At 65.9% G+C, this 22,889-nt stretch carries 18 protein-coding genes; 5 read left to right on the top strand and 13 right to left on the bottom strand.

Annotated elements, in window-relative coordinates; all coding sequences use genetic code 11:
- Nucleotides 1-5: 5 nt before the first annotated feature.
- Both OQZ28_RS09585 and OQZ28_RS09580 read right to left on the bottom strand, forming a co-directional pair.
- Nucleotides 6-875 carry a shikimate dehydrogenase gene (locus OQZ28_RS09585; RefSeq protein ID WP_458135986.1) on the bottom strand — a complete coding sequence of 290 codons (870 nt, stop codon included), beginning with the start codon at nucleotides 873-875 and terminating at the stop codon, nucleotides 6-8.
- A gap of 29 nt (nucleotides 876-904) precedes the next feature.
- On the bottom strand, nucleotides 905-1,723 hold the full coding sequence (locus tag OQZ28_RS09580; RefSeq protein ID WP_130731371.1) for an N-formylglutamate amidohydrolase: 819 nt from the start codon (nucleotides 1,721-1,723) through the stop codon (nucleotides 905-907).
- A gap of 250 nt (nucleotides 1,724-1,973) precedes the next feature.
- Between OQZ28_RS09580 and argH the strand changes: the two genes are divergently transcribed.
- Complete coding sequence (gene argH / locus OQZ28_RS09575) at nucleotides 1,974-3,404, top strand: argininosuccinate lyase (protein ID WP_458135954.1); 1,431 nt, start codon at nucleotides 1,974-1,976, stop codon at nucleotides 3,402-3,404.
- Nucleotides 3,401-3,562 carry a hypothetical protein gene (locus OQZ28_RS09570; protein ID WP_165399143.1) on the top strand — a complete coding sequence of 54 codons (162 nt, stop codon included), beginning with the start codon at nucleotides 3,401-3,403 and terminating at the stop codon, nucleotides 3,560-3,562. The genes argH and OQZ28_RS09570 overlap by 4 nt, the downstream gene beginning before the upstream one ends.
- Nucleotides 3,563-3,574: 12 nt before the next feature.
- Here the strand turns inward: OQZ28_RS09570 and cdd are convergent, their stop codons facing one another.
- Nucleotides 3,575-3,973 (bottom strand): cytidine deaminase, encoded by a 399-nt coding sequence (gene cdd / locus OQZ28_RS09565; protein ID WP_458135953.1) that lies wholly within the window; start codon nucleotides 3,971-3,973, stop codon nucleotides 3,575-3,577.
- A 78-nt stretch (nucleotides 3,974-4,051) separates the two neighbouring features.
- Here cdd and lysA point away from each other — a divergent pair, with 78 nt between their 5' ends.
- Both lysA and OQZ28_RS09555 read left to right on the top strand, forming a co-directional pair.
- A complete protein-coding gene (gene lysA / locus OQZ28_RS09560; protein WP_458135952.1) occupies nucleotides 4,052-5,422 on the top strand; it encodes a diaminopimelate decarboxylase in 1,371 nt (456 codons plus the stop codon).
- A complete protein-coding gene (locus OQZ28_RS09555) occupies nucleotides 5,419-8,151 on the top strand; it encodes a DUF4175 domain-containing protein (protein ID WP_458135951.1) in 2,733 nt (910 codons plus the stop codon). Before lysA ends, OQZ28_RS09555 begins: the two co-directional genes overlap by 4 nt.
- A gap of 113 nt (nucleotides 8,152-8,264) precedes the next feature.
- On the opposite strand, the gene OQZ28_RS09550 is transcribed toward OQZ28_RS09555, so the two are convergent.
- The 7 genes from OQZ28_RS09550 to glmU all read right to left on the bottom strand — a co-directional run bounded on the left by OQZ28_RS09550 (nucleotide 8,265) and on the right by glmU (nucleotide 16,986).
- On the bottom strand, nucleotides 8,265-10,886 hold the full coding sequence (locus tag OQZ28_RS09550; protein WP_458135950.1) for a cation:proton antiporter: 2,622 nt from the start codon (nucleotides 10,884-10,886) through the stop codon (nucleotides 8,265-8,267).
- A gap of 226 nt (nucleotides 10,887-11,112) precedes the next feature.
- On the bottom strand, nucleotides 11,113-11,736 hold the full coding sequence (locus tag OQZ28_RS09545) for a thiamine phosphate synthase (protein ID WP_458135949.1): 624 nt from the start codon (nucleotides 11,734-11,736) through the stop codon (nucleotides 11,113-11,115).
- Nucleotides 11,733-12,503 carry a thiazole synthase gene (locus tag OQZ28_RS09540; protein ID WP_458135948.1) on the bottom strand — a complete coding sequence of 257 codons (771 nt, stop codon included), beginning with the start codon at nucleotides 12,501-12,503 and terminating at the stop codon, nucleotides 11,733-11,735. Before OQZ28_RS09540 ends, OQZ28_RS09545 begins: the two co-directional genes overlap by 4 nt.
- 5 nt (nucleotides 12,504-12,508) lie before the next feature.
- Entirely contained in the window at nucleotides 12,509-12,709 is a 201-nt protein-coding gene (thiS, locus tag OQZ28_RS09535; RefSeq protein WP_130731314.1) for a sulfur carrier protein ThiS, read from the bottom strand.
- Between the two features lie 22 nt (nucleotides 12,710-12,731).
- The gene (gene thiO, locus OQZ28_RS09530; RefSeq protein ID WP_130731315.1) at nucleotides 12,732-13,727 is read right to left on the bottom strand and encodes a glycine oxidase ThiO; all 996 of its coding nucleotides are present in this window, start codon (nucleotides 13,725-13,727) and stop codon (nucleotides 12,732-12,734) included.
- 68 nt (nucleotides 13,728-13,795) lie between these two features.
- Nucleotides 13,796-15,619, bottom strand: coding sequence for a glutamine--fructose-6-phosphate transaminase (isomerizing) (glmS, locus tag OQZ28_RS09525; protein WP_458135947.1), 1,824 nt, complete (start codon nucleotides 15,617-15,619; stop codon nucleotides 13,796-13,798).
- Nucleotides 15,619-16,986: a bifunctional UDP-N-acetylglucosamine diphosphorylase/glucosamine-1-phosphate N-acetyltransferase GlmU gene (glmU, locus tag OQZ28_RS09520; protein WP_458135946.1), complete on the bottom strand. Its 1,368-nt coding sequence runs from the start codon at nucleotides 16,984-16,986 to the stop codon at nucleotides 15,619-15,621. Before glmU ends, glmS begins: the two co-directional genes overlap by 1 nt.
- 344 nt (nucleotides 16,987-17,330) lie before the next feature.
- Here glmU and OQZ28_RS09515 point away from each other — a divergent pair, with 344 nt between their 5' ends.
- A complete protein-coding gene (locus OQZ28_RS09515; RefSeq protein WP_458135945.1) occupies nucleotides 17,331-18,011 on the top strand; it encodes an HAD-IA family hydrolase in 681 nt (226 codons plus the stop codon).
- Between the two features lie 6 nt (nucleotides 18,012-18,017).
- On the opposite strand, the gene gyrB is transcribed toward OQZ28_RS09515, so the two are convergent.
- The 3 genes from gyrB to dnaN form a co-directional block, all read right to left on the bottom strand.
- A complete protein-coding gene (gene gyrB, locus OQZ28_RS09510; protein ID WP_458135944.1) occupies nucleotides 18,018-20,486 on the bottom strand; it encodes a DNA topoisomerase (ATP-hydrolyzing) subunit B in 2,469 nt (822 codons plus the stop codon).
- A 90-nt stretch (nucleotides 20,487-20,576) separates the two neighbouring features.
- Nucleotides 20,577-21,701: a DNA replication/repair protein RecF gene (gene recF, locus OQZ28_RS09505; RefSeq protein WP_458135943.1), complete on the bottom strand. Its 1,125-nt coding sequence runs from the start codon at nucleotides 21,699-21,701 to the stop codon at nucleotides 20,577-20,579.
- Between the two features lie 22 nt (nucleotides 21,702-21,723).
- Entirely contained in the window at nucleotides 21,724-22,848 is a 1,125-nt protein-coding gene (gene dnaN / locus OQZ28_RS09500; protein ID WP_130731320.1) for a DNA polymerase III subunit beta, read from the bottom strand.
- Nucleotides 22,849-22,889: the final 41 nt, after the last annotated feature.

The raw sequence follows: 22,889 nt of genomic DNA, 5'->3' as shown, positions 1-22,889 counted from the left end.
GGCGTTCAGCCGCCTGCGTGGGCCGCGCGCAGGTCGGCATCAAGCAGGGCTTCGACCTCCGGGCCGATGGCAGGCTTCGCGCCAAACCATTTTTCAAACCCCAGCCCGGCCTGATGGATCAGCATGCCCAGCCCATCAACCGTGCGCAGGCCGTGGCGTGCGGCAAGGCGCAGCAGGCCGGTCTGGCGCGGCACGTACACAATGTCACACACCACAAGCCCGGCATCGGCCTGCGCCAGATCGAGCGGGAAAGCGGCGTCATCGGCCCCTTCCATCCCGATCGAGGTGGTGTTGACCAGCAGCGTGCAGCCCGCCAGCGCCTCACCGGCCCGCGCCCAGTCAATCACCTCGATTCCCTCAAGCAGGGCTGCCAGGGCCTCGGCGCGGGCGCGGGTGCGGTTGGCAATGACAACCTGCACGCCCCGGTCGAGCAGGCTTGCGGCAATGGCGCGCGCGGCCCCGCCCGCGCCGAGCAAAAGGGCGCGGCCGCCGCGCACCGCAACACCATGCGCCTCGACATTGGCAACGAAGCCGTCACCATCGGTGGAATAGCCCTCGATCTGGCCATCAGCGGCAAAGACCAGCGTATTGACCGAGCCTGAACGCCGGGCCGAGCGGTCAAGACGGTCAACGATGCGATAGGCGGATTCCTTGTGCGGGATGGTCACGTTCACCCCCCTGAAGCCTGCGGCCTGCAATCCCCTGACCGCCGTATCAAACGCGCCGGGCCGCACGGGCAGCGGCACGTAGGCGCCGTTGATGCCACCCTGCGCCAGCCAGAAATTATGCATGAGCGGCGAGCGTGAATGCGCCACCGGCCAGCCGATCACTCCTGCAAGCCCGGTGTGCCCGTCAATACGGGGGCTGCGTTCCATCGTGTTGTTCATGAACGGCATGTTCCTGCTCAGTGGCGGTATTCTTCCCAGGCCCGGGGCAGGATGCGCTCAAGCCGCGCGGCCCATTCGGCCTGCCCCTGCGGGGTTGCGATCAGGTCCTGCCTGATCTCGATTTCCAGATACGGCAGGCCGCGCCCTTCGGCATGGACCGGCACGGTGTAGTCATTCACATCCGTCAGCGCATAGGGCTCGTTGCTGCCCACCACCAGCCCGTCTTCCGCTGCCAGCAGGTCGCGCACGCGCAGGCCAAAGGCGGGGTTGCGATTGTGCAGCACGCCCGTATGCCACGGTCGCGCCTGGCCGTTCATGCAATCGGTAAAGCTGTGCAGCGAGACCAGCACCACGGGCAGGCCAGCCTCGAGCCGCGTGGAAATCTCGCCACGGATCTTCTGGTGATAGGGCAGGAAAATTTCCTCCACACGCCAGCCTTCCGCATCGGCGCTGAGATCGGCATTGGCGGGCACAAGCGTGCCGTCGCTTTCGCGCACGATGGATGAGGGGTGCCCCGGCGCGCGGTTGCAGTCGATCACGAGGCGGGAATAGGCCTGCTCGATCAGCACGCAGCCCAGCTTTTCGGCCAGCAGGCGCCCGGTTTCGGCCATGCCCAGGTCACAGGCGATATGGCGCGCCCGGTCTGCGGCACTCACCCCCATGTCGCCCAATGCGGCGGGAATGGCCCGGCCCGCATGGTCGCTGACCAGCACGAAGGGCAGCCCCCCTGCCGTGGCCACGCCATCAAGCGCCGACGGGCCGAACTGGATGACCGGCGCCGGGTCGGCCGGGGTCAGCAAACGTGACGGCTCCTGCGCAAGGGCTGCATGGTGCATTGTGGCGTAACGTCCTCTGCCATGGGCGGGTTGGGTGCCGACATTACAGCCCCGGCCCGCCAAGTGAAAGACCCTGCCGGGCCAGCACGCCACAACCCCGCCCCGCGCCAGCCCCTCCCCCCGCGCAGGATTGCGGCGCGCCATGATTGTATCTGCCGCGCCGCGCCGGTAGGGTGCGCTGCGCGCAATGGCATTGAGCCATGAAGGCGCGCCATAATCCTTTTCACACTTGGGGTAGCTGGAACACAGGATGCCGGGGAACGCAAAAACGCTGACGGATCAGGACGCGCACAAGGCGAACGCACAATGGGGCGGGCGCTTTGCCGGGGGGCCTGCGGCCATCATGCAGGACATCAATGCCTCGATCGGCTTTGACAAAGCACTGTGGCGGCAGGACATCGCGGGATCAAAGGCCCATGCCGCCATGCTCGCGAAAACCGGCATCATTTCCGGCGAGGACGCCAAAGCCATTACCGAGGGGCTGGACCAGATCGGCCGCGAGATCGCGGCGGGCACGTTCGAGTTCAGCACCGCCCTTGAAGATATTCACATGAATATCGAGGCCCGCCTGTCCGATCGCATTGGCGAGGCGGGCAAGCGCCTGCACACCGCGCGCTCGCGCAACGACCAGGTGGCGACTGATTTCCGCCTGTGGGTGCGCGATGCGATTGACGGGCTGGAGCAGCAGGCAGCAGCCCTCATGCGGGCACTCGCCCGTCGCGCGCTTGAGCATGCGGCGACCCCCATGCCCGGATTCACCCACCTGCAGACCGCCCAGCCCGTGACCTTCGGCCACCACCTCATGGCCTATGTCGAGATGCTGGCGCGCGACCGGGGCCGCCTGAGCGATGCCCGGCGCAGGCTCAACGAATCCCCGCTCGGCTCGGCAGCGCTTGCGGGCACGTCCTTCCCCATCGACCGCGAGATGACGGCCCATGCGCTGGGCTTCGACCGGCCCACCGCCAACTCGCTCGATGCCGTGTCGGACCGCGATTTCGCGCTGGAATATCTCTCGGCCCTGTCCATCATGGCGATGCACCTCTCACGCCTGGCGGAAGAAATCGTGATCTGGTGCTCGGCCCCCTTCTCGTTCATCCGCCTGTCGGATGCGTTCACCACCGGCTCGTCCATCATGCCGCAAAAGCGCAACCCGGACGCCGCCGAGCTGGTGCGCGCCAAGGGCGGGCGCATTACCGGCGCGCTGGTGGGCCTGCTTACGGTCATGAAGGGCCTGCCGCTGGCCTATGCCAAGGACATGCAGGAAGACAAGGAACCCGTCTTCGCCGCCACCGATGCCGCCACCCTGTGCCTTGCCGCCATGGATGGCATGGTGCGCGACCTCACGGTCAATGAGGCGCAGATGCGCGCCTATGCCGGGTCCGGCTTCTCCACCGCGACCGACCTGGCCGACTGGCTGGTGCGCGTGCTCAAGGTGCCCTTCCGCACCGCGCACCACGTGACCGGCCGCCTCGTGGGCAAGGCGGAAGCGAAAGGCGTGGGCCTGGCCGAGCTGAGCCTTGCGGAAATGCAGGAAGAGGAAGCAGGCATCACGCAGGACATCTTCTCGGTGCTGAGCGTCGATTCCTCCATCGCCTCGCGCACCAGCCTCGGCGGCACGGCGGCCGATAACGTGCGCGCACAGGCCACGCGCTGGCTTGACACACTGGGAGCACAGAAATGAACACGCTGACCATCCTGCGCCGGGGCGCGCCCCGCTTCATGCTCACGCTCGCCATGCTGGCGGCCATAAGTGCCACGCTTGGCGCCTGCGGGCGCATTGGCAACCCGCACAGTCCCAGCAAGGCCATCTACAACAATTACCCCGACAAGGACCGCTAGGGCACGCGCCGGTCAGGCCAGGTTGCCCGGCCCGAAACTGTCGGGCAGCAGGTCGGCCAGCGTATGAACCACCAGCACCATGCCTTGGGGCGAGATCATGGTGATCTCGGCCTCGGGGGGTGCGAATTCCCTTATCTTCTGGCGGCAGCCCCCGCATGGCGTGCAGGCTGCCCCCGTGCCGCCACACACCACCACGCGCCGGATGAGGCGCCCGCCCGCCGCCACCATGGCCGCAATGGCGCCTGCCTCGGCGCAGGTTCCCTCGGGGTAGGCCGCGTTTTCAACATTGCAGCCGGCAAAAACCCGGCCATCCGCGGTCTCGACCGCAGCCCCCACCTGAAAGCGGGAATAGGGCGCGTAGGCATGGGCGCGCACGGCCATTGCCGCCCGTGCCACGGGGTCGTGATTCATGATGGAGCTGTCCTTCGTGTTCTTTCCTGCGTCAACCACCTTGGAAGGGATGCGGCAAGGCGGTATCGTGCAGGCATCATGGCTGATACTCCCCTCCCCTGTCGCGGACAGGACCCTTCCGTCGCCGACCTTCTGGCCGTCCGTCCCGCGCTGTCAATGCACGCCATGGACGGGCTCGTGCTCGAGGACGTGCCGCTCAACGCCATAGCCGATGCGCTGGGCACGCCCACATGGGTCATGAGCGCTGGCACGCTGCGCGCGCGCTACCGCAGGCTGGCCAATGCCTTTGGTGCGACGGGCCGCCCGGTTTCCATCCATTTCGCGGTCAAGGCCAACGACCATCTGGCCGTGCTGCGCGTGCTGGCGGCTGAGGGTGCGGGGGCCGACGTGGTCAGCGGCGGCGAACTGCGCCGCGCCATGGCGGCGGGCATCCCGGCAGGCAAAATCGTGTTCTCGGGCGTGGGCAAGACCGCTGACGAAATGCGGCTGGCGCTGCACGCGGGCATTCTGCAGATCAATGTGGAAAGTGCGGAGGAACTCGAACTCCTCTCCGCCACGGCGCAGGCCGAAGGGCTCGAGGCAGCCATTGCCCTGCGCATCAACCCCGATGTCGATGCGGGAACGCATGCCAAGATCACTACCGGGCTTGCCAACAACAAATTCGGCATTCCGTTCAACCGCGCGGTTGAACTCTATGCCCACGCAGCCGAACTCCCCGGCATCCGCCCCGTGGGGCTGGCCATGCATATTGGCAGCCAGATCGTGCGCATGCAGCCTTACCGCGCTGCTTATGCCCGGCTGGCTGCACTCGTGCAGGCCATCCGCGCGCGCGGGCTGGTGGTCGACGCGCTTGACTGCGGCGGGGGGCTTGGCATTTCCTACCGCGATGAAACCGAAGGCGCGCCCGAAGCGCTGGCTGCAGTCATTCAAGCCGAACTCGGCGGGCTGGGCACGCGCCTTGCCATTGAGCCGGGGCGCTGGCTGGCCGGGCCCGCGGGCGTGCTGCTGAGCACCGTCATCCTGCGCAAGCGCGGCTATGACGGCATGCCCCCCTTCCTGGTGCTCGATGCGGCGATGAACGACCTCATGCGCCCCAGCCTGTATGATGCATGGCACGGCATCCTGCCGCTTGCCGCGCAAGATGCGACAGCCCCGGTCGAGACGGTGCATGTGGTCGGTCCCGTATGCGAAAGTGGCGATACCTTCGGCCACGACCGCACCCTGCCTTGCCTGCAGGCAGGTGCACGCGTGGCCCTGCTGGATTGCGGCGCCTATGGCATGGTGATGAGCTCCACCTATAACGACCGCCCGCTGGCGGCGCAGGTGATGGTCGATGGCAATCGCTGGGCTGTCATCCGCCCGCGCCAGCCCGTTGAGGAACTCTGGGCCGCCGACCATGTTCCCCAGTGGGTGGACCAGACCCTTACCCCCGCTGGCGGAGGCCTATGACCGTCGGGCAGGACAGCATCCGAACAGGCGGCAACCTGCCGCAACGCCTTGCGCGCGCGCGCGGTCAGGCCCGGCGCGCCCTGTGGGCCGAGCGCCTGTGGCCGCTCATGCTGCCTGCCGCCAGCACAGCCATGGGCGTGGCCCTTCTGGGGCTTACGCGCATACCTCAGCGCCTGCCCGACAGCGTGCATGCGCTGGCGCTGCTGGGGCTGGGCGGGGCCGTTGCCTGGCGCACCTGGCGGCTGTGGCAGGCCGTAAGCCCCCCCACCGCCACCGAGACCGACCGCCGTGTGGAGCAGGCCTCAGGCCTGACAGGGCAGCCGCTACGCACCCTGCATGACCGGCCCGCCAATACCGGCACGCCCGCCCTGCATGAACTGTGGCAGCTGCACCTGCACCGCACCATGGCGGCCCTCGATCACCTGCGCGGTGGCTGGCCGCATCTGCGCCTGCCCGCCTCGAGCTGGGTGCGCGCGGCCCCCGTGCTGGCGGTACTGCTGGCCGGAGGGCTGGCCTGGACCGGCCCCCATGCCGCCAGCCGGATCACCGCCGCTTTCCTGCCCGGCACGGATGATGCCGATACCCCCGCCCCGCAGGTCAATGCCTGGATCACCCTGCCCGATTACGCGCCCGGCGCCCCGGTCTTTCTTGATGCCACCCATGCCACCGCCACCATTCCCGCCGGGGCCGTGCTCAGTGTTACGCTCAACGGGCTGGATGGCACGCCCGCCCTGCACATGCAGGCCAGCCAGTCCGGCCCCGCCATTGGCCCCCATGCCTTTCACGCGCTGGGCAAGGCAAGCTGGAGTGCGAGTGCCCCCCTTCTGGCCAGCGGCACGCTGCGCCTGCGTGGCCGGGGGCGCACGCTGGCGCAATGGAACCTGCACGTAACCCCCAACCCGCTGCCGGATGTAGCCTGGGGGCCAAACCCCGGCAGTAGCGAGGGGGAATGGCGCACGCGCCTGCCCTACCATGTGGCCCAGCCCTACGGCATTACCAGCCTGCACGCCGAACTGGTCATGCCCGACGGGCCGAACGACATCCTGCGCGTGCCCCTGCCACTCAATGGCCAGCCCCGCACGGCTGATGGCGTGGCAACGCCCGACCTGTCAGACAACCCATGGGCGGGCGAGGACGTGACCGCCCGCCTCGTGGCCACCAGCCACAGCGGCACCACCGCCACCTCCGCCCCCGTCAAGCTGCGCATCGGCGCGCGCGCGTTCCATAACCCGGTGGCCAAGGCCATTCTGGATATTCGCAAGCGCCTTGCCCTGCACCGCGAGAACCGGGCCCAGGCCGCGCGCGAACTGGTGGGGCTGGGGCAGGCCGATACCGTGCTGACCCACCATGTCGGCCTGCTGCTGGCCCTGACCAGCACCGCCGCCCTGCTGGGCAACGACGATGTAAGCGATGAGCCCGCCATTGCCCAGGCCACCGCACGGCTGTGGTTTCTGGCCCTTGATGTGGAGCACAACCGCCGCGACATTGATAACGAACAGGCGGATTTTGGCGTAAAGGCCGCGCAGGAAGCCGTGCGCCAGCAGCTTGAGCATATGCGCGAACTGGGCCCCAGGGGGCAGGATGCCCAGCAGCAGGCCGAACTCCAGCACCGCATGCAGGCGCTGAAAGATGCAATCGCGCGCAAGATGCAGGCTCTGGGCCAACATTCCGCCATTCCCGCCATGCCGGAAATGACCCTGCAGGGCGAGCAAAATCTGGGCCAGATGATGCAGCAACTGCAGGATGATGCCGCATCGGGCCGCGATGCCGATGCCATGCAGAAACTCCAGCAGATGGAAGACATGGCGGACGGCATCCGCAACGCCACCCCGCAGGACATGATGCAGCTGGCCCAGCAGATGCAGGCCCGCCAGCAGGCCCGCGAACTGCGCCGTGACCTGCGCGATCTGGTCACCCGCCAGTCGCAGCTGCTCGATCACGCCCAGTCGCGCCTTGACCAGGACCAGCACCAGCGTGAACGCGAGGCCGCCAGCCGCCAGACCGACATGGATGAGGATGATGGCGACCTGTCCTCCATGTCCACAACCGATCTTCTGCGCCAGCTTGGCATAACGCCCCAGGGCGGCATGCCCCCGGCCGCAGCGCAGGCAGGCCCACCCCCGCCACCCAGCCTGACACCCGAGGCCCGCACGGCCCAGCAGCATGCCGACCGCGCCGTGCAGCATGCCCTCGCCCGCGCCCTGCATGAGCTCCAGCGTGAGTTCAAGCAGGCCATGGGCAAGGACATGCCCGCCCTCGACAAGGCCCAGACCGACATGAAGGCGGTGCGTGCCGCCCTTGGCGCGGGCAAGGACCCCGAGGCTGCGGCGGCGGAGAAAAAAGTGCTGGCTGACCTGCAGCAGGGCAACCAGCAGATGCGCCAGTCCATGCGCAGCCAGAGCAGCAAGGGCACCGTAAGCGTGCTGCTGCCCATGCTGTCTGATAACGGCAAGGGCAAGGGTTCACACGGCAGTGGCGGCAACCAGTCCGGCGACCCGGATGATGAGGATGACGAACAGCAGCAGGCCGGTGACAAGGGCGATCGTGACCCGCTTGGCCGCAAGAGCGGCGGCACCCATGCCGGCATGGATAACGATACCCACCTGCCCGACAATGCCAGCCGTGAACGCGCGCGCGAGATCGAGCAGGAACTGCGCCGCCGCGATGCCGACCGCACCCGACCGCCAGAGGAACTGGAATATCTCGACCGCCTGCTCCGCCCGTTCTGAACATAATGTTCAGGAAGGCGGGCACGGGAAGCGGTCGTTTTTTTAGAAAAGTGACAGATGACGAAGCTTTCTGAAAAAAGCTTCACCAAAACCTTCTTCTGTTTCAAGCGGCTTCAGGCGTTGCCTGAGCCGCTTCCCCGCACCGGTATGGCCTGTGTCACCGGGGCCGTGGCGAGGTCGATCGCATCATAGGAGGGTGCGCGCCCCGCCATTTCCGCGCCATCGCCGGGCAGCAGTTGCGCATCGGGCAGTTCGCCCCTGGCACGCGCCTGTATCAGGCGCTCGAGGTTTTCACCGATATGGGGATAATCCTCCACCAGCTTGCGAAAGTCGCGCGCGCTCATGGTCATGAAATGCCCGAACTGCAATGACCGGCTGGTTGCCGCCACGCGCCCTTCCTTCAGGGCTTCCTCGCCGCCAAGCACGGCACCGGCCCCGAAGCGCACGTCATGCTTGGGGTAATGCGTCTCGGCAAGGCCCGCGCTGATGAAATAGACCGTGTGTACCTTCTGCCCCTTGCGGTACAGCCGCTCGCCCGGCGTAGAGAAATGGATCGACATCTTCATCGCGATGTCATGCAGCACGCCATCGGCCACGCCCTCGAAGAGGGGGAAATTGTGGATACGGCTTTCAATCCCCGCGCGGATGTTGAACTTGAGCCTGAAATCAAGCTGCTCGCGGCGGTGTTCCACATCACGGTGCAGTTCGCGGTGCAGCTCCTCGCTCAGCAGCGATTCCGACATCAGGGTGTCGTATTTTTCCTCTTCCAGCCTGAGCGCGATCTGGCGCAGCATCCGGTTTTCCAGCGCCTCGGAATAACCGTGGTAATGCAGCCGCAGGGTCTGTAGCGCCTCGTCAAGCAGCTTGCACTGCCGGCCCAGCACCTCGCCCACGATCTCGCTGATGCGCACGCCAAGCGTTGGCTCCATGCGCTGGCGCATGAAACGCGTGAGTGACAGCGAGACGAAATAGCCGATCATCAGCATCTCGAAACGCTCCATCATGCAGTACATGAGGGGGGTGTCGAAATTGAAGCGGTGGTGGATGAACTGCGCCACGCGAAAGCGCAGCGAGGGCCGCAGCCTGCGCCGCAATGCGCGCACATAGCCAAAGCGGCCTTCAAGGCGCGCGCCATCCACCATGGCCTCGGCCGAGCGCAGCAGCGTTTCCATCACCCGGCGCGACAGGCCCTGAATGCGGAACAGGTCGAGCAGGATGGAGCGCTCGCGGTTGGCGATCACGATCAGCGCCAGCGTTACGCGCTGGCGGTCGCCGAGTGCGGTATCGAATGTATTGGCCTGTTCCTCCGAATGGACGCGCCGGTCGAGCACATCGACCACCGTGCTGGTCACGTTGGGCGAAAAGCCAAGCTCGCCCGCCACGTCGCGCGTCTGGTCACGCACTTCACCCAGGCCGATGGCCAGGATCTGGTGGCGCAGCGCCTGGTCGATCAGCGGCAGCTGGTCAAGCTTGAGGAACAGCACGAGGTAGCGCAGCGACAGACCGTTGACGAACAGCGTGATCAGCACGAACCCCGTGGCAATGATGCCGATGAAGTGCGCGATGCTGCTCGAGACATGCTCGTTTTCCGTCACCGCCAGCGCCAGCGCCAGCGTAATCGCCCCGCGCAGGCCGCCCCACACCATTGTCACCTTGAACGGCGTGGGCACCGGCGGCGAGAGCTTTGTCGCGGCAAGGACGGGCAGCATGCCGAACACCACCGCCCCGCGCGCAAGCAGCCCCGCGCCCGCGGCCACAAGGATCAGCACGCAGTCCCACTTCGTCATGCCCACCAGCAGGCGGGGCACCAGCATCGAAGCCAGCACGAACACCAGCGACCCCGCCCAGAACACAAGCTGCTGCCACAACTCGTTGAGGAAGCGCCAGGTCTGGGGCCGGAAGGTGGACGGGCCATAGATGGAGATGGTCAGCCCCGAGGCCGCCGTGGCCACCACGCCTGAAAAACCAAGGAATTCATCACATACGATATAGGACAGGTAGGGCAGCGCCACCGTCAGCGTGACCTCGGCGGCGGGAGCGGCACCCAGGGCCGGGATCATCATGAGCACCAACCGCCCGAACAGGATGCCGATGATGAGCGCGCCGATGAACGAGACCAGGAACTCCAGCACCGCCCCGCCCAGCATGATCTTGTGATGCGAGGTGATGGAACCGAGCAGGATGGTGAAGATGGAAATGGCCGCCGCGTCATTGAGCAGCGCCTCGCCCTCCACCAGTCGGGTCAGGCGGCTGGCCGCCCCGATTTCCTTGAAGATGCCCGCCACCGCCGACGGGTCGGTCGTGGCCACGATGGAGCCGAGCAGCAGGCACACTGCAAGCGGCATGCCCGCCAGCGGATAAAGCGCGAAACCGATGGCGGCGGTGGAAACGGCAACCGCCACCACGGCCAGCAGCAGCACGGTTGCGGTTTCATGCGCGAGCCTGCGGACATCAATGCCGAGCGCGCCCTGGAAAACCAGTATGGGCAGGAAGATAAGCAGGAACGCTTCGCTGTTAAGCGGAAAATCCAGCAGCGTTTCCGCCGCGCCATTGAATATTTCCAGATGGCTGTTGCGCAGCACCAGATCCGCAGCACCACCGATCACGATGCCCACGATGGCAAGTAGCACGGTTTCGGACAGTTCGAGGCGGCGGGCAAGCGGCTGGACCGCGCTGACCACGACAAGCAGCACGGCAATCGCCATCAGGATTGCTGCCAGACCCGCTATCTCCATTCAAAATCCCCGCCTTCCGGCCACATCAATATATAATAGGCCAACCCTAGCGACCGACCATGAACAGATTATGTCCATCACGTATCAGTGCGGCAGAATCCGGCGTCATGAAACCAATATCTGGCCGTAAAAGGCATTCCTTCAAGGACCAGAAACGTCAGTACCAATAATGCCACAGAAGCGTTGCACGAACAACACAATGCCCATCACATTATGTTCCACTTTTTCACAGTGGCCGCACGGTAGCTGTCGCAGCCAGCCAGGCCTTTACCTGACCCGCCGGGTCGGGCATGCGGATAAAATCGGATACTGCCGAGACACAGTCCGCTCCCGCCGTAATGCATGAAGGCGCGCGCTCGAGCGTAATGCCGCCAATCGCAACCAGCGGCAGGTCGCCAATGCGCTGCTTCCATGCCGTCAGTTTTGCCGTGCCCTGCGACCCCCATGGCATCTTTTTCAGCCTGGTGGGCCAGACCGGCCCAAGGGCCACGTAATCGGGGCTAACAGAGAGCGCGCGCTCGAGTTCCGCCTCGCTATGGGTGCTCACCCCCAGCCTGATCCCGGCGGCACGGATGGCGGGCAGGTCCGCCGTATCAAGGTCTTCCTGCCCGAGATGGATGTAATCCACCCCCTCCTCGATCGCGATACGCCAGTAATCATTGAGCACAAGGCACACGCCATGCTGGCGTGCCTGCGCCATTCCTGCGCGGATTTCGCGCAGCAGGGCCTCGGGGGTCATATCCTTGAGGCGCAGCTGGATCAGCTTCGCGCCCGCCTGGCCCAGCTGGCCCACCCAGCGGGCTTCATCCACAACCGGGTAGATGCGCGAGGGCAGTGCTGCGTGGCTCATAGCACGGCCTGCCCGATAACGGGGGTGGAGGGCACGGCCATGTCGCGTTCCTCCATCGGGTCGGCAATATAGGCCATATGCCCGGCCTCGACCGCCATGGCGAAGGCGCGCGCCATTTCAGCCGGGTTGCCCGCCTTGGCCACTGCCGTGTTGATCAGCACCGCGTCATAGCCCAGTTCCATGGCCTGCGCGGCATGCGAGGGCACGCCAATGCCCGCATCGACCACCATCGGCACATCGGGGAAGTGCGCGCGCAGCGCACGCAGGCCAAACAGGTTGTTCAGCCCCTTGCCCGAGCCGATCGGGGCGCCCCAGGGCATCAGCACCTCGCAGCCCGCGCGCAGCAGGCGCTCGGCGCCCACCAGGTCCTCGGTCATGTAGGGAAAAACCTTGAAGCCGTCCTCGGTCAGGATGCGCGCGGCCTCGACAAGGGCGAACATGTCAGGCTGCAATGTGTCGGATTCGCCAATCACCTCGAGCTTGATCCAGTCGGTGCCAAACACCTCGCGCGCCATCTGCGCCGTAGTCACGGCCTCGCGCACGGTGTGGCAGCCCGCCGTGTTGGGCAGCACGGGCACGTCGAGCCCGCGGATCAGCTCCCAGAACGCCTGGCCCGCGCGCGCGCCCGCCGCCTCGCGCCGCAGCGATACGGTCACAACCCCGGCCCCGGCCCGGCGCACGGCATCCGCCAGGATTTCAGGCGAGGGATACTGCGCCGTGCCCAGCATCAGGCGCGAGGTGAGTTCGGTGCCATAGAAAAGGGTCATTGCGATTATCCTCCCTGCATGGGGGCCAGAATTTCCACCTGCGCGCCCGGATGCAGCGCAAGGGCCGGACGCTTACTGGCCGCGACAAAGCAGCCATCCACCGCCGTGGCGATGCGGGTGGTGGCGTCATAGCCCATCTCGTCAAGCAGGGCGCTCAGGGTTGTGGCCTGGACGTCATGGCGTTCGCCATTTACCGTTATCTGCATGGAACGCTCCTGTAGGGACTGCTCACGCCGCGCCGAACACGATATCGGCCGCCTCTGCCGCCCGCACGGGCGAGAGCAGGAAGCCATGGCGATACATGCCGTTGATATGGATATGCCGCCCCCGATAGCGCACGGCGGGCATGTTGTCAGGGTAGGAGGGACGCAGGCCGGTGCCGGTTTCGAGTATCTCGGCCTCGCCAAAGGCGGGGTGCAGGGCATAGACCGCGCCCAGCATTTCCACCATCGAGCGCAGGGTCATGGGGCCTGCGTTCTCGCTCTCGATCATGGTGGCCCCTACCATGTACACATGGTTGGCACGCGGCACGATGTAAATGGGAATGCGCGGATGCAGCATGCGCACCGGGCGGTGCAGCGTCACGTCGGGGCAGCGCAGCAGCAGCATCTCGCCGCGCACGCCGCGCATGTCGGTCAACTCGTCGCGGGCTGCGATGCCGGTGCAGTCCACCACCCAGTCAAAGCCTGCGGGCTGTTCATCCACCGGCACGTTGAACCGGATTTCACCCCCCAGTTCGACCACGCGCGCGGCCAGGGCCGCCAGCGCATCACGCGGGTTGACGTGGCCCTCGCCCGCAAAGAACAGCGCACGCGAGAAGCGATCGGCCAGATCCGGCTCAAGCTGCGTGATCTCGGCCTCGCCAATGGTTTCATAATGTGAGGTGCGGCGGCCAAAGCGCATGATCTCGCGCACGTCACGCGCAGGCGCGAGCACCAGCGTGCCGTTACGGTCCACGCCGGGCACATGCGCATCCCACCAGTCGAGCGAGGCGAGGGACTGGGCGGTCACCTCCGGCGTTGCGGATTCGGCCTCGCACCACGGGGCCAGCATGCCGCCTGCCTTCCATGAGGCGCCCCAGCCCACGCGCGGGCCACATTCATGCACCACCACCCGCGCACCCCGTTCGGCCAGGGTCACCGCCGCCGTCAGCCCCGAAACCCCGGCACCGCGCACCAGAACGCGCGGACCCGGACCCTGGGGGAATGCCGTTGGTGCTGTCATGTGCCTGCCGTGCCCCTGTGCTGGTTCATCCATACTGGCGGCGAGTGTGCCAGCGTGCCTGCGCGTGTCTATTCAACAGTAACGGATTTGGCGAGATTACGCGGCTGGTCCACATCCGTGCCTTTGATGAGCGCCACCTCATAGGCCAGGATCTGCACCGGAATGGTCTGCAGGATGGGCGCCACGAACTCATCCACCGTCGGGATCGCCACCACGCATTCCGCAATTTCGCGCAGGCGGGGCGCGCCCGCCATGTCGGTAAACACCAGCAGGCGGCCGCCACGGGCCTTGGCCTCCTGCAGGTTGGACAGTGTTTTTTCAAACAACGGCCCCGACGGCACGGTAGCCACGACCGGCACGGTGCTGTCGATCAGCGATATGGGGCCATGCTTCATTTCGCCCGCGGCATAGGCCTCGGCGTGGATATAGGTGATTTCCTTGAGCTTGAGCGCGCCTTCAAGCGCTACGGGGAACATGGCCCCGCGACCCAGATACAGCACATCACGCGCGCCCGCCACGATGGCGGCCATGCGGCGGATCTCGTCATGGCGCTCGAACACCTCGGTGGCCTTGCTTGGCAGGTCGAGCAGGCTGGTCACCATGCGTTCTTCCTGTGCCGCGTCAATCATGCCGCGCGCGCGGGCGAAGGCGATGGTCAGGCACGCCAGCACGGAAAGCTGGGCCGTGAACGCCTTGGTGCTGGCAACCGAGATTTCGGGGCCCGCCACGGTGCCGAGCACGGCATCGCTTTCGCGCGCCATGGTGCTCTGCTCCACATTGAGCACCGAGACGATATGCTGCCCCGCCGCCCGCATGCCACGCAGGGCGGCCAGCGTATCCGCCGTCTCGCCAGACTGCGAGATGAGCAGCCCCAGCCCGCCATGGGCCAGCGGCGGGTTGCGGTAGCGCATCTCGCTCGCCACGTCGATATCGACCGGCAGGCGCGCGTACTGCTCGATCCAGTAGCGCCCGATCATGCCTGCGTAGAAGGCCGAGCCGCAGGCGGTGATCACGGCACGGGGAATGCTGGCCAGCTCAAACGGCAGGTCGGGCATCACCACGCGGCGGGTGGCGGGGTCGATCAGGCGCTGGAGCGTCTGGCCGATCACCACCGGGTGCTCGTGCAGTTCCTTCTCCATGTAGTGCCGGTAGCCATCCTTGCCCACCGAGGCCGCGATCAGCGCCGTCATCTTGACCGGGCGCTCGACCGGGTTGCCCGCCATGTCAAAGAACGTGGCGCCAGCGGGGGTGATGACCGCCCAGTCGCCATCATCCAGATAGGCGATGCGGCGGGTGAGCGGGGCCAGGGCCAGGCTGTCGGAGCCGAGGAACATCTCGTTATCGCCAAAGCCCACCACCAGCGGCGCGCCATGCCGCGCACCGATGACCATGCCGTCATGGCCGGCAAAGATCATGGCCAGCGCATAGGCCCCTTCCAGCCGCCTGAGGCATTCATGCGCGGCCTCGCGTGGCGGGAGGCCGCGCTGCAGGTGGTAGTCGACCAGCTGGGCGATGGTCTCGCTATCGGTATCGGTCGAGAAGACCTGGCCCGCCGCCTCGAGTTCGCGGCGCAGTTCCTCAAAGTTTTCGATAATGCCGTTATGCACCACCGACACGCGCTCCGTGCCATGCGGGTGGGCATTGTTCTCGGTCGGCGCGCCGTGGGTGGCCCAGCGCGTGTGGCCGATGCCGGTCACACCCGGTAGCGGCAGGCGCGCGAGCAGGGAGGCGAGATGGTCGAGCTTGCCCGCAGCCCTGCGGCGCTCGACATGACCGTGCTCAAGCGTTGCGATACCGGCGGAATCATAGCCCCGATATTCAAGCCGCCGCAGGGCATCAAGAATGACCGGCGTGGCCTGATTGCTGCCAACAACCCCGACTATGCCACACATCAGCCCTGTTCCTTCCTGTTCTTCAGCCGCTGGCGGAACGTGCGGGCATAGCCCGCCTTGTCCGCCTGCCGCGCCCGGCCAATGGCCAGGGCGTCATCGGGCACGTCATGGGTAATGACGCTGCCGGCCGCCGTAATCACCCCTTTACCCAACCGCACGGGGGCGACAAGCACCGAATCCGACCCGATGAAGCTTTCGGCCCCGATTTCCGTGCGGTGCTTGAACACGCCATCATAATTGCACGTAATGGTGCCCGCGCCGATATTGGCCCTTGCCCCCACGGTGGTATTACCCAGATAGGTCAGGTGGTTGGCCTTGGCCCCCGCGCCGAGCGTGGTGGCCTTGAGTTCGACAAAGTTGCCCACGCGCGCGCCCTGCCCCACATCGGTGCCCGGCCGCAGGCGGGCATAGGGACCGATCTGGGCATCAGGGCCGACCGTTGCCCCCTCGATATGCGAGAACGCATGGATTTCCGTGCCGCGCCTGACATGCACCCCCGGCCCGAACACCACATGGGGGTGCACCACCGTATCGGGCTCGAACACCGTATCAGCGCACAGGAACACGGTGTCGGGTGCGACAAGGGTCGTGCCACCCGCCATGGCGGCAAGGCGCAGGCGGGCCTGCACGCAGGCCTCTGCCTGGGCCAGTTCGGCGCGGGAATTGATGCCGCGCAGTTCATCCTCGGGGGCGATGACCGCGCGCACCTTGCGCCCTTCGGCCACGGCGCGGGCCACGACATCGCCCAGATAATACTCGCCCTGCGCGTTGCTGTTATCGATCTGACCCAGCCAGCGGCGGAAATCGGCGGCATCGGCGCACAGCACGCCCGCATTGCACAGGCCGATGGCGCGCTCGGCGGGAGTGGCATCGGCCCATTCCACAATGCGCTGCACCAGCCCGTCGCGCGTGACCACGCGACCGTAACGCGCAGGATCAGCCGGTTCCATGGCCAGCAGGGCAAGGCCCGTGTCATCGCTGCGGCGCCGGGCCAGCAGGGCACGCATGGTGCCGGGCGTAATCAGCGGGTTATCGCCATACAGCACCGCGACATCACCCGTGCCAAACGCGGCCTCGGCCTGGCGGGCGGCATGGCCCGTGCCCAGCCGGTCATGCTGCACCACCACCGTGTGCGGGGCCGCGAGGGCTGCCACGTCATCCATGCCCGGCCCGGCGACGACGACAATCCGGTCAAATACTTTAGCTGCATTATCAATCAGGTAGCGCAGCATGGGCTGGCCCGCGAGCGGATGCATGACCTTGGGCCGCTCCGATTTCATGCGCGTGCCGCGACCTGCCGCCAGAATAACAGCGGTCGACAGGGGCGAGGCGGAGGCGGATTGGTCGGTCTCTGTGTCGGTGTTCATGGCAGTGTGCGGGTACTCCGCACCTGACTGCCCTGTCAAACCCTTATCCGCATGCGGGCGCATCACTTCGGATGTCTGCATGCTACGGTGTTGCCGCCTGATAATAACAGATTGATAAAAAACATAAAAATTCAAGCCTCTCGGTTGAGGCCCCAAAAGCCTGCTCAAACAATAACCTGAAATCGTAAGCTTTTTGGTGAAGCTTTTTCCAAAAATCCTCGGAAAAAGGCGACGCCTGGGACTTTCCTGATTTTTTATCAATGACGTGTTTTCAAACAATCTCTTATGACTTGCAGGACCGCGCTGGGTCAGGCTTCCTCGACACCAGACAGTCAAAGGGCTTCATGATGACATCCTCCCCTCCCCGTCTGGCGGTTTTTGATATGGATGGCACGCTGATCGACAGCCTGCCCGACCTCGCGGCCTGCGCCGACTGGCTTCTGCCGCAATACAACCTGCCGGGCATAACACCAGAGGCCGTGCGCCCGATGATTGGCGATGGCGTGGCCGTACTGGTCAGCCGCCTGCTCGACCATGCCGGCCCTGCAGCCGCCCGCATCAACCGCGCCGAGGCCACGGCGCGCTACATGGAACGCTACACGCCGCATTCAACCGACCATTCCCGCCCTTTTCCCGGCACGGTCGAGACGCTGGCGGCCCTGCACGCGGCAGGCTGGCGCATGGCGGTCTGCACCAACAAGCCCGTGGCGGCGGCGCGGCATATCCTTCAGGTCATGGAACTGGAAAAATGGTTTGTCGCCGTGGGCGGGGGCGACAGCTTTGGCGTGCGCAAGCCCGACCCGCGCCATCTGCTGGGCACCATTGAACAGGCAGGCAGCACCCCGGCCCGCGCCATCATGACTGGCGACCACCATAATGACGTGGCCACTGCCACCGGCGCCCATGTGCCTGCCATATTCGCCCGCTGGGGCTACGGGCGGCCGGAAATGGAAGCCGGGGCCACGGTGGGTGCCGATTCCATTACCGAAATACCGCATCTGGCAGGCGAATTGCGGCCTGGCTGAGCCGCCTCACACGTCGAGATTGGCGACCTTGAGCGCATTGCCCACGATGAAGTCGCGGCGCGGTTCGACCACGTCGCCCATCAGGGTGGAGAAGACCTGCGCCGCGTTTTCAATATCGCCCACCTTGACCTGCAGCAGCGTGCGCATGGCGGGGTCGAGCGTGGTTTCCCACAGCTGCTCGTCATTCATCTCGCCCAGGCCCTTGAAGCGGTTGATCGACAGGCCCTTGCGGCCCTGCGCCAGAATCCGCTCATACAGCGAGGCCGGGCCGTGGAAGGGATGCGGCACCCCATCGAGTACAAGGCTGACCGGGCCTGCAAAATCCTTCACCAGCCGGTCATGGCGCTCGGCCAGCCAGCGCACTTCCGCGCTGCGCAGGGTGGTGGCCTCAAGCCGGTAGACCTCGCCCACGCCGCGCACGCTGCGCGCCATCTCCAGCCCACTTTCGCTTACGGCCACCTTCCACCCGCGCTCAGTGGGCGGCGAGATGGCATCAAGCCGCGCCTGCAGGTCTACAATGCGCTCGGGCACCGTGTTCAGGTCAGGGCGCAGTACGCCCGCAATGGCCGCCTGCTCCAGTATCCATACCGGCACCCGGGCTGACAGGCGCGAGAGCGCGCGCGTTACGTCACGGATGAAGTGCACCTCAGCCCGCATGGCCTCGCCCTGCACCTCGCGCCCATCGGCATAATGCAGCGCCGCATTGGCCAGCGCCTTGTCGAGCAGGTAGGATTCAAGGGCCGCGTCATCCTTGAGGTAGCGCTCGTCATTGCCGCGCTTGGCGCGGTACAGCGGCGGCTGGGCGATATACAGGTACCCGTTCTCGATCAGTTCGGGCATCTGGCGGAAGAAGAAGGTCAGCAGCAGCGTGCGGATGTGCGAGCCATCCACGTCAGCGTCGGTCATGATGACAATGCGGTGGTAGCGCAGTTTCTCGATCGAGAAGCCGCCATGCTCCACGTCGCCACGCCCGATGCCGGTGCCGAGCGCCGTGATCAGCGTGCCGATTTCAGCCGAGCCGAGCATGCGGTCAAAGCGCGCGCGCTCCACGTTCAGGATCTTGCCCTTGAGCGGCAGGATCGCCTGGAAGCGCCGGTCGCGCCCCTGCTTGGCCGTGCCACCTGCCGAGTCACCCTCGACGATGAACAGTTCGGACTTGGCCGGGTCGCGTTCCTGACAGTCCGCGAGCTTGCCGGGAAGCGAGGAAATATCGAGCACGCCCTTGCGCCGGGTGAGTTCGCGCGCGCGGCGCGCCGCCTCACGGGCGGCGGCGGCATCCATCACCTTGGCCACGATGTGGCGGGCTTCCTTGGGGTGGGTCTCGAACCAGTGGGAGATCATGTCGGCAGCGGCGGCATGCACCACGGGCTGCACTTCGGACGAGACCAGCTTGTCCTTGGTCTGCGATGAGAATTTGGGGTCGGGCACCTTGACCGAGAGCACGGCGGTCAGGCCCTCGCGCATGTCCTCGCCGTTGAGCGCGTGGCTTTCCTTCTTGGTGGCGTTGGCCTCGGCATAGCGGCCCACCACGCGGGTCAGCGCCTGGCGGAAGCCCGCAAGGTGCGAGCCGCCATCGCGCTGCGGAATGTTGTTGGTGAAGCAGAGCATGGTTTCATGGAAGCTGTCGTTCCATGTCAGCGCAAACTCGACCTTGATGCCGTTTTCCTCATTCTGGAGGCTGCCGGTAATCGGCGGGTTCACGATGGCGGTCTTGCCCTGGTCGAGCCATTCCACAAAGGCGCACAGGCCGCCCTCATAATAGAATTTTTCCTCGCGCGCAGGTTCGTGTCGCTCATCGCGCAGCACGATCCTGAGCCCGGAGTTGAGGAAGGCCAGCTCACGCAGGCGGCGCTCGAGAATCGAGAACTCGAACTCCACCTTGGCAAAGGTCTCGGCACTGGGCTTGAAGGTGACCTGCGTGCCGCGCGGCTCGCTGCTCTCACCCACCACGCGCAGCGCCTCGTCACGTTCGCCGCCCTTAAAGCGGATCACATGCTCCTTGCCATCGCGCCAGATGCGCACTTCCATCCATTCGGACAGGGCATTGACCACCGCGGCGCCCACGCCATGCAGGCCACCGGAAACCTTGTAGGAATTCTGGTTGAACTTGCCGCCCGCATGCAGCTTGGTCAGCACGACTTCCGCAGCACTCACCCCTTCCTCATGGTGCATGCCGGTGGGAATGCCGCGCCCGTCATCGCGCACGGTCACGCTGCCATCGCCATTGAGGGTGACAACGCAGCCGGTGGCGAACCCGGCCTGCGCCTCATCCACCGCGTTATCAATGATTTCGAAGGCCATGTGGTGCAGGCCCGAGCCATCATCGGTATCGCCAATATACATGCCGGGGCGCTTGCGCACCGCATCCAGCCCCCGCAGCACCGAGATGGATGCCTCGTCATAATCAGGCACGGGGGCTACTGTGCCCTTGGCCTCGGCATCGTGTTTCTGATCGGGACTGGATTGATCGGACATGCCGGCAGATGCTCCACAGCGGACAACAACAAAATATCAGAATGCATTATAGCCCCAACCGCCCGGCGTAACCAGCATTCCGCGCGCAAATCAGGCCTCATGGGCAAGATTACCGGCACCCGGCGTCTCGAATGCAGCATGGCTGCGCAGGGGGGCAAACTGTTCGGCGTCCGTTCCGGTCAGGAACACGCCCGTATTCATGCGGCCCACGGCGCGAAACAAGGCCTGCCTGCGGGCTTCATCCAGATGCACCAGCGGCTCATCGAGCAAAAGCATGGGCACCTGCCCCCGGCACGCCGCGAGTATGCGCGCATGCGACAGCACGATGCCCAGCAGCAGCGCCTTCTGCTGCCCCGTGCTGGATTGGGCGGCGGCGCGCCCGCTCACCCGGTCAGCCAGCGCAAGCCCGGTGCGGTGCGCCCCAAAACGGCTGCCGCCGCGCTGGCGGTCAATGCCGCGCGCGTGCGCGATCTGCCCGGCCAGCCAGTCCTCCACGGCTAACGCAGGCCGGGTGGCGAGGTGGGCGGCAATGTCGCATTCCAGTTTTAGCCGGGCGGCGGGAAAACCATCGGCCAGCGCCTGTTCATCGGTATTGAGGCGGCTGACCATGTCCATCCGCGCAGCAACGGTGGCCACCGCATGGCGGGCCATGGTGTGCTCAAGGGCGGCCAGCCAGGCGGGATCGGGGCTGCGCTGGGCCAGAAGGCGGCTGCGCTGGGCCATGGCGCGGTCATGGGCGGCAAGTTCACGGGCATGGCCGGGTTCAAGCGCCTGCACCAGCCGGTCAAGAAAGCGCCGCCTTCCCCCTGCCCCTTCAAGGAACAGGCGATCCATCTGCGGCGTGATCCAGACGGCGGAGAAATATTCGCCCACGCCATCGCGGTTGCGCAGGGCCTGCCCATCCACCCGGAACACCCGGCGCTCGGGGCGCAGCGGGTCGGCTCCGGTGGCCAACTGCGCGGACAGGGCTTCATCCCCATCCATGCCCTCAACCTGTGCGGCCACGCCCCACAGGCTGGCGCCATGCCGGGGCAGTTCATCCATGCGCGCGCCCCGCAGGCCACGACCGGGAACAAGCAGCGACACGGCCTCGAGCAGGTTGGTCTTGCCACTGCCATTTGGCCCGGTAATGACCGTAACCGGCGCCTCCGGCTGCCACGACAGGCGGCGGTAGTTGCGGAAATCCGTCAGCGTCAGCCGGGTTATGCAGGCCATGCTGCCGTAATGAGGGGCGCGCTCAAACGCGCATGGGCATCAGCACGTACAGCGCCGAGGGGCTGTCCACATCGCGCACGATGGTCGGGGCGGAACTGTCGGAGAATGCGAATTCCACTTCCTTTTCCACCTGATCGGTAATGTCGTTGAGGTACCGGGCCTGAAAGCCGATTTCGATGGGCGGCGCATCGTAGGAGACGTGATTTTCGTCGAGTTCCTCGGTGGCCGAACCCTGATCCTGGCTGGCGGCGGAGAGGGTAAGCAGGTTATGCGCCATGCTCAGCTTGACCGGGCGCGAACGCTCCTGGCTGATGGCCGCGACACGGGCCACCGCATCGGAGAAGATCTTCTTTCCCACGCGCAGGATGCGGTCATTGCCGTGCGGGATCACGCGCTCATATTCGGGGAAAGTGCCATCGATCAGCTTGGAGGTGAGCGTGATGTTGCCGATGGTGAACTGGATGCGCGTGTCGGACAGGGCCACATCGACCTGCTCCGGCCCTTCATCAAGCAGCTTGCGCAGCTCGCCCACGGTCTTGCGCGGCACGATCACGCCGGGCATTCCCTCGCTGCCCGGCGGCAGTTCGGTCTCGACCCGGGCCAGGCGGTGGCCGTCGGTTGCAACCGCGCGCAGCACCTGACCGGCCTCGCCTTCGGCCACGTGCAGGAAAATGCCGTTGAGGTAGTAGCGCGTCTCCTCGGTGGAGATGGCGAAGCGCGTGCGGTCGATCAGGCCGCGCAGCACCTGGGCGGGAATGCTGAATTCATGCGGCAGGCTGCCTGCCATCATGGAGGGGAAGTCATCCACGTCCAGCACGTTGAGGCTGGTGGCAAAGCGCCCAGCCCGCAGGCCCAGCGGCGCATCGCCCCCGGCGTGGTCGAATTCGACCTGCGCGCCATCGGGTAGCTTGCGCACGATTTCGTACAGCACGGCAGCCGGCGCCGTGACCGCACCATCACGCAGCGTTTCCGCCGCCATGCCCTCGACCACGGCAATTTCCATGTCGGTGGCGGTCAACGTCATAGCGCCATCAGTGACATTGATCAGCACGTTGGCCAGGATGGGGATGGTATTGCGCTTCTCGGCAACGCTCTGGATATGGGCCAGTGCCTTGAGCAGCGTTACGCGGTCAGCCTTCAACTTCATCGGTACGATATCCTCCACATCCCGCAGCACCCGAAAAAGCA

This window comes from Komagataeibacter sp. NFXK3 (genome assembly GCF_054182245.1).
This window is presented reverse-complemented; position numbering and strand designations above follow the sequence as displayed.

Coding starts and splice junctions, on each gene's coding strand:
- OQZ28_RS09585 (WP_458135986.1), bottom strand. CDS start 875: ATGGAACGCAGCCCCCGTATTGACGGGCACACCGGGCTTGCAGGAGTG.
- OQZ28_RS09580 (WP_130731371.1), bottom strand. CDS start 1,723: ATGCACCATGCAGCCCTTGCGCAGGAGCCGTCACGTTTGCTGACCCCG.
- argH (WP_458135954.1), top strand. CDS start 1,974: ATGCCGGGGAACGCAAAAACGCTGACGGATCAGGACGCGCACAAGGCG.
- OQZ28_RS09570 (WP_165399143.1), top strand. CDS start 3,401: ATGAACACGCTGACCATCCTGCGCCGGGGCGCGCCCCGCTTCATGCTC.
- cdd (WP_458135953.1), bottom strand. CDS start 3,973: ATGAATCACGACCCCGTGGCACGGGCGGCAATGGCCGTGCGCGCCCAT.
- lysA (WP_458135952.1), top strand. CDS start 4,052: ATGGCTGATACTCCCCTCCCCTGTCGCGGACAGGACCCTTCCGTCGCC.
- OQZ28_RS09555 (WP_458135951.1), top strand. CDS start 5,419: ATGACCGTCGGGCAGGACAGCATCCGAACAGGCGGCAACCTGCCGCAA.
- OQZ28_RS09550 (WP_458135950.1), bottom strand. CDS start 10,886: ATGGAGATAGCGGGTCTGGCAGCAATCCTGATGGCGATTGCCGTGCTG.
- OQZ28_RS09545 (WP_458135949.1), bottom strand. CDS start 11,736: ATGAGCCACGCAGCACTGCCCTCGCGCATCTACCCGGTTGTGGATGAA.
- OQZ28_RS09540 (WP_458135948.1), bottom strand. CDS start 12,503: ATGACCCTTTTCTATGGCACCGAACTCACCTCGCGCCTGATGCTGGGC.
- thiS (WP_130731314.1), bottom strand. CDS start 12,709: ATGCAGATAACGGTAAATGGCGAACGCCATGACGTCCAGGCCACAACC.
- thiO (WP_130731315.1), bottom strand. CDS start 13,727: ATGACAGCACCAACGGCATTCCCCCAGGGTCCGGGTCCGCGCGTTCTG.
- glmS (WP_458135947.1), bottom strand. CDS start 15,619: ATGTGTGGCATAGTCGGGGTTGTTGGCAGCAATCAGGCCACGCCGGTC.
- glmU (WP_458135946.1), bottom strand. CDS start 16,986: ATGAACACCGACACAGAGACCGACCAATCCGCCTCCGCCTCGCCCCTG.
- OQZ28_RS09515 (WP_458135945.1), top strand. CDS start 17,331: ATGATGACATCCTCCCCTCCCCGTCTGGCGGTTTTTGATATGGATGGC.
- gyrB (WP_458135944.1), bottom strand. CDS start 20,486: ATGTCCGATCAATCCAGTCCCGATCAGAAACACGATGCCGAGGCCAAG.
- recF (WP_458135943.1), bottom strand. CDS start 21,701: ATGGCCTGCATAACCCGGCTGACGCTGACGGATTTCCGCAACTACCGC.
- dnaN (WP_130731320.1), bottom strand. CDS start 22,848: ATGAAGTTGAAGGCTGACCGCGTAACGCTGCTCAAGGCACTGGCCCAT.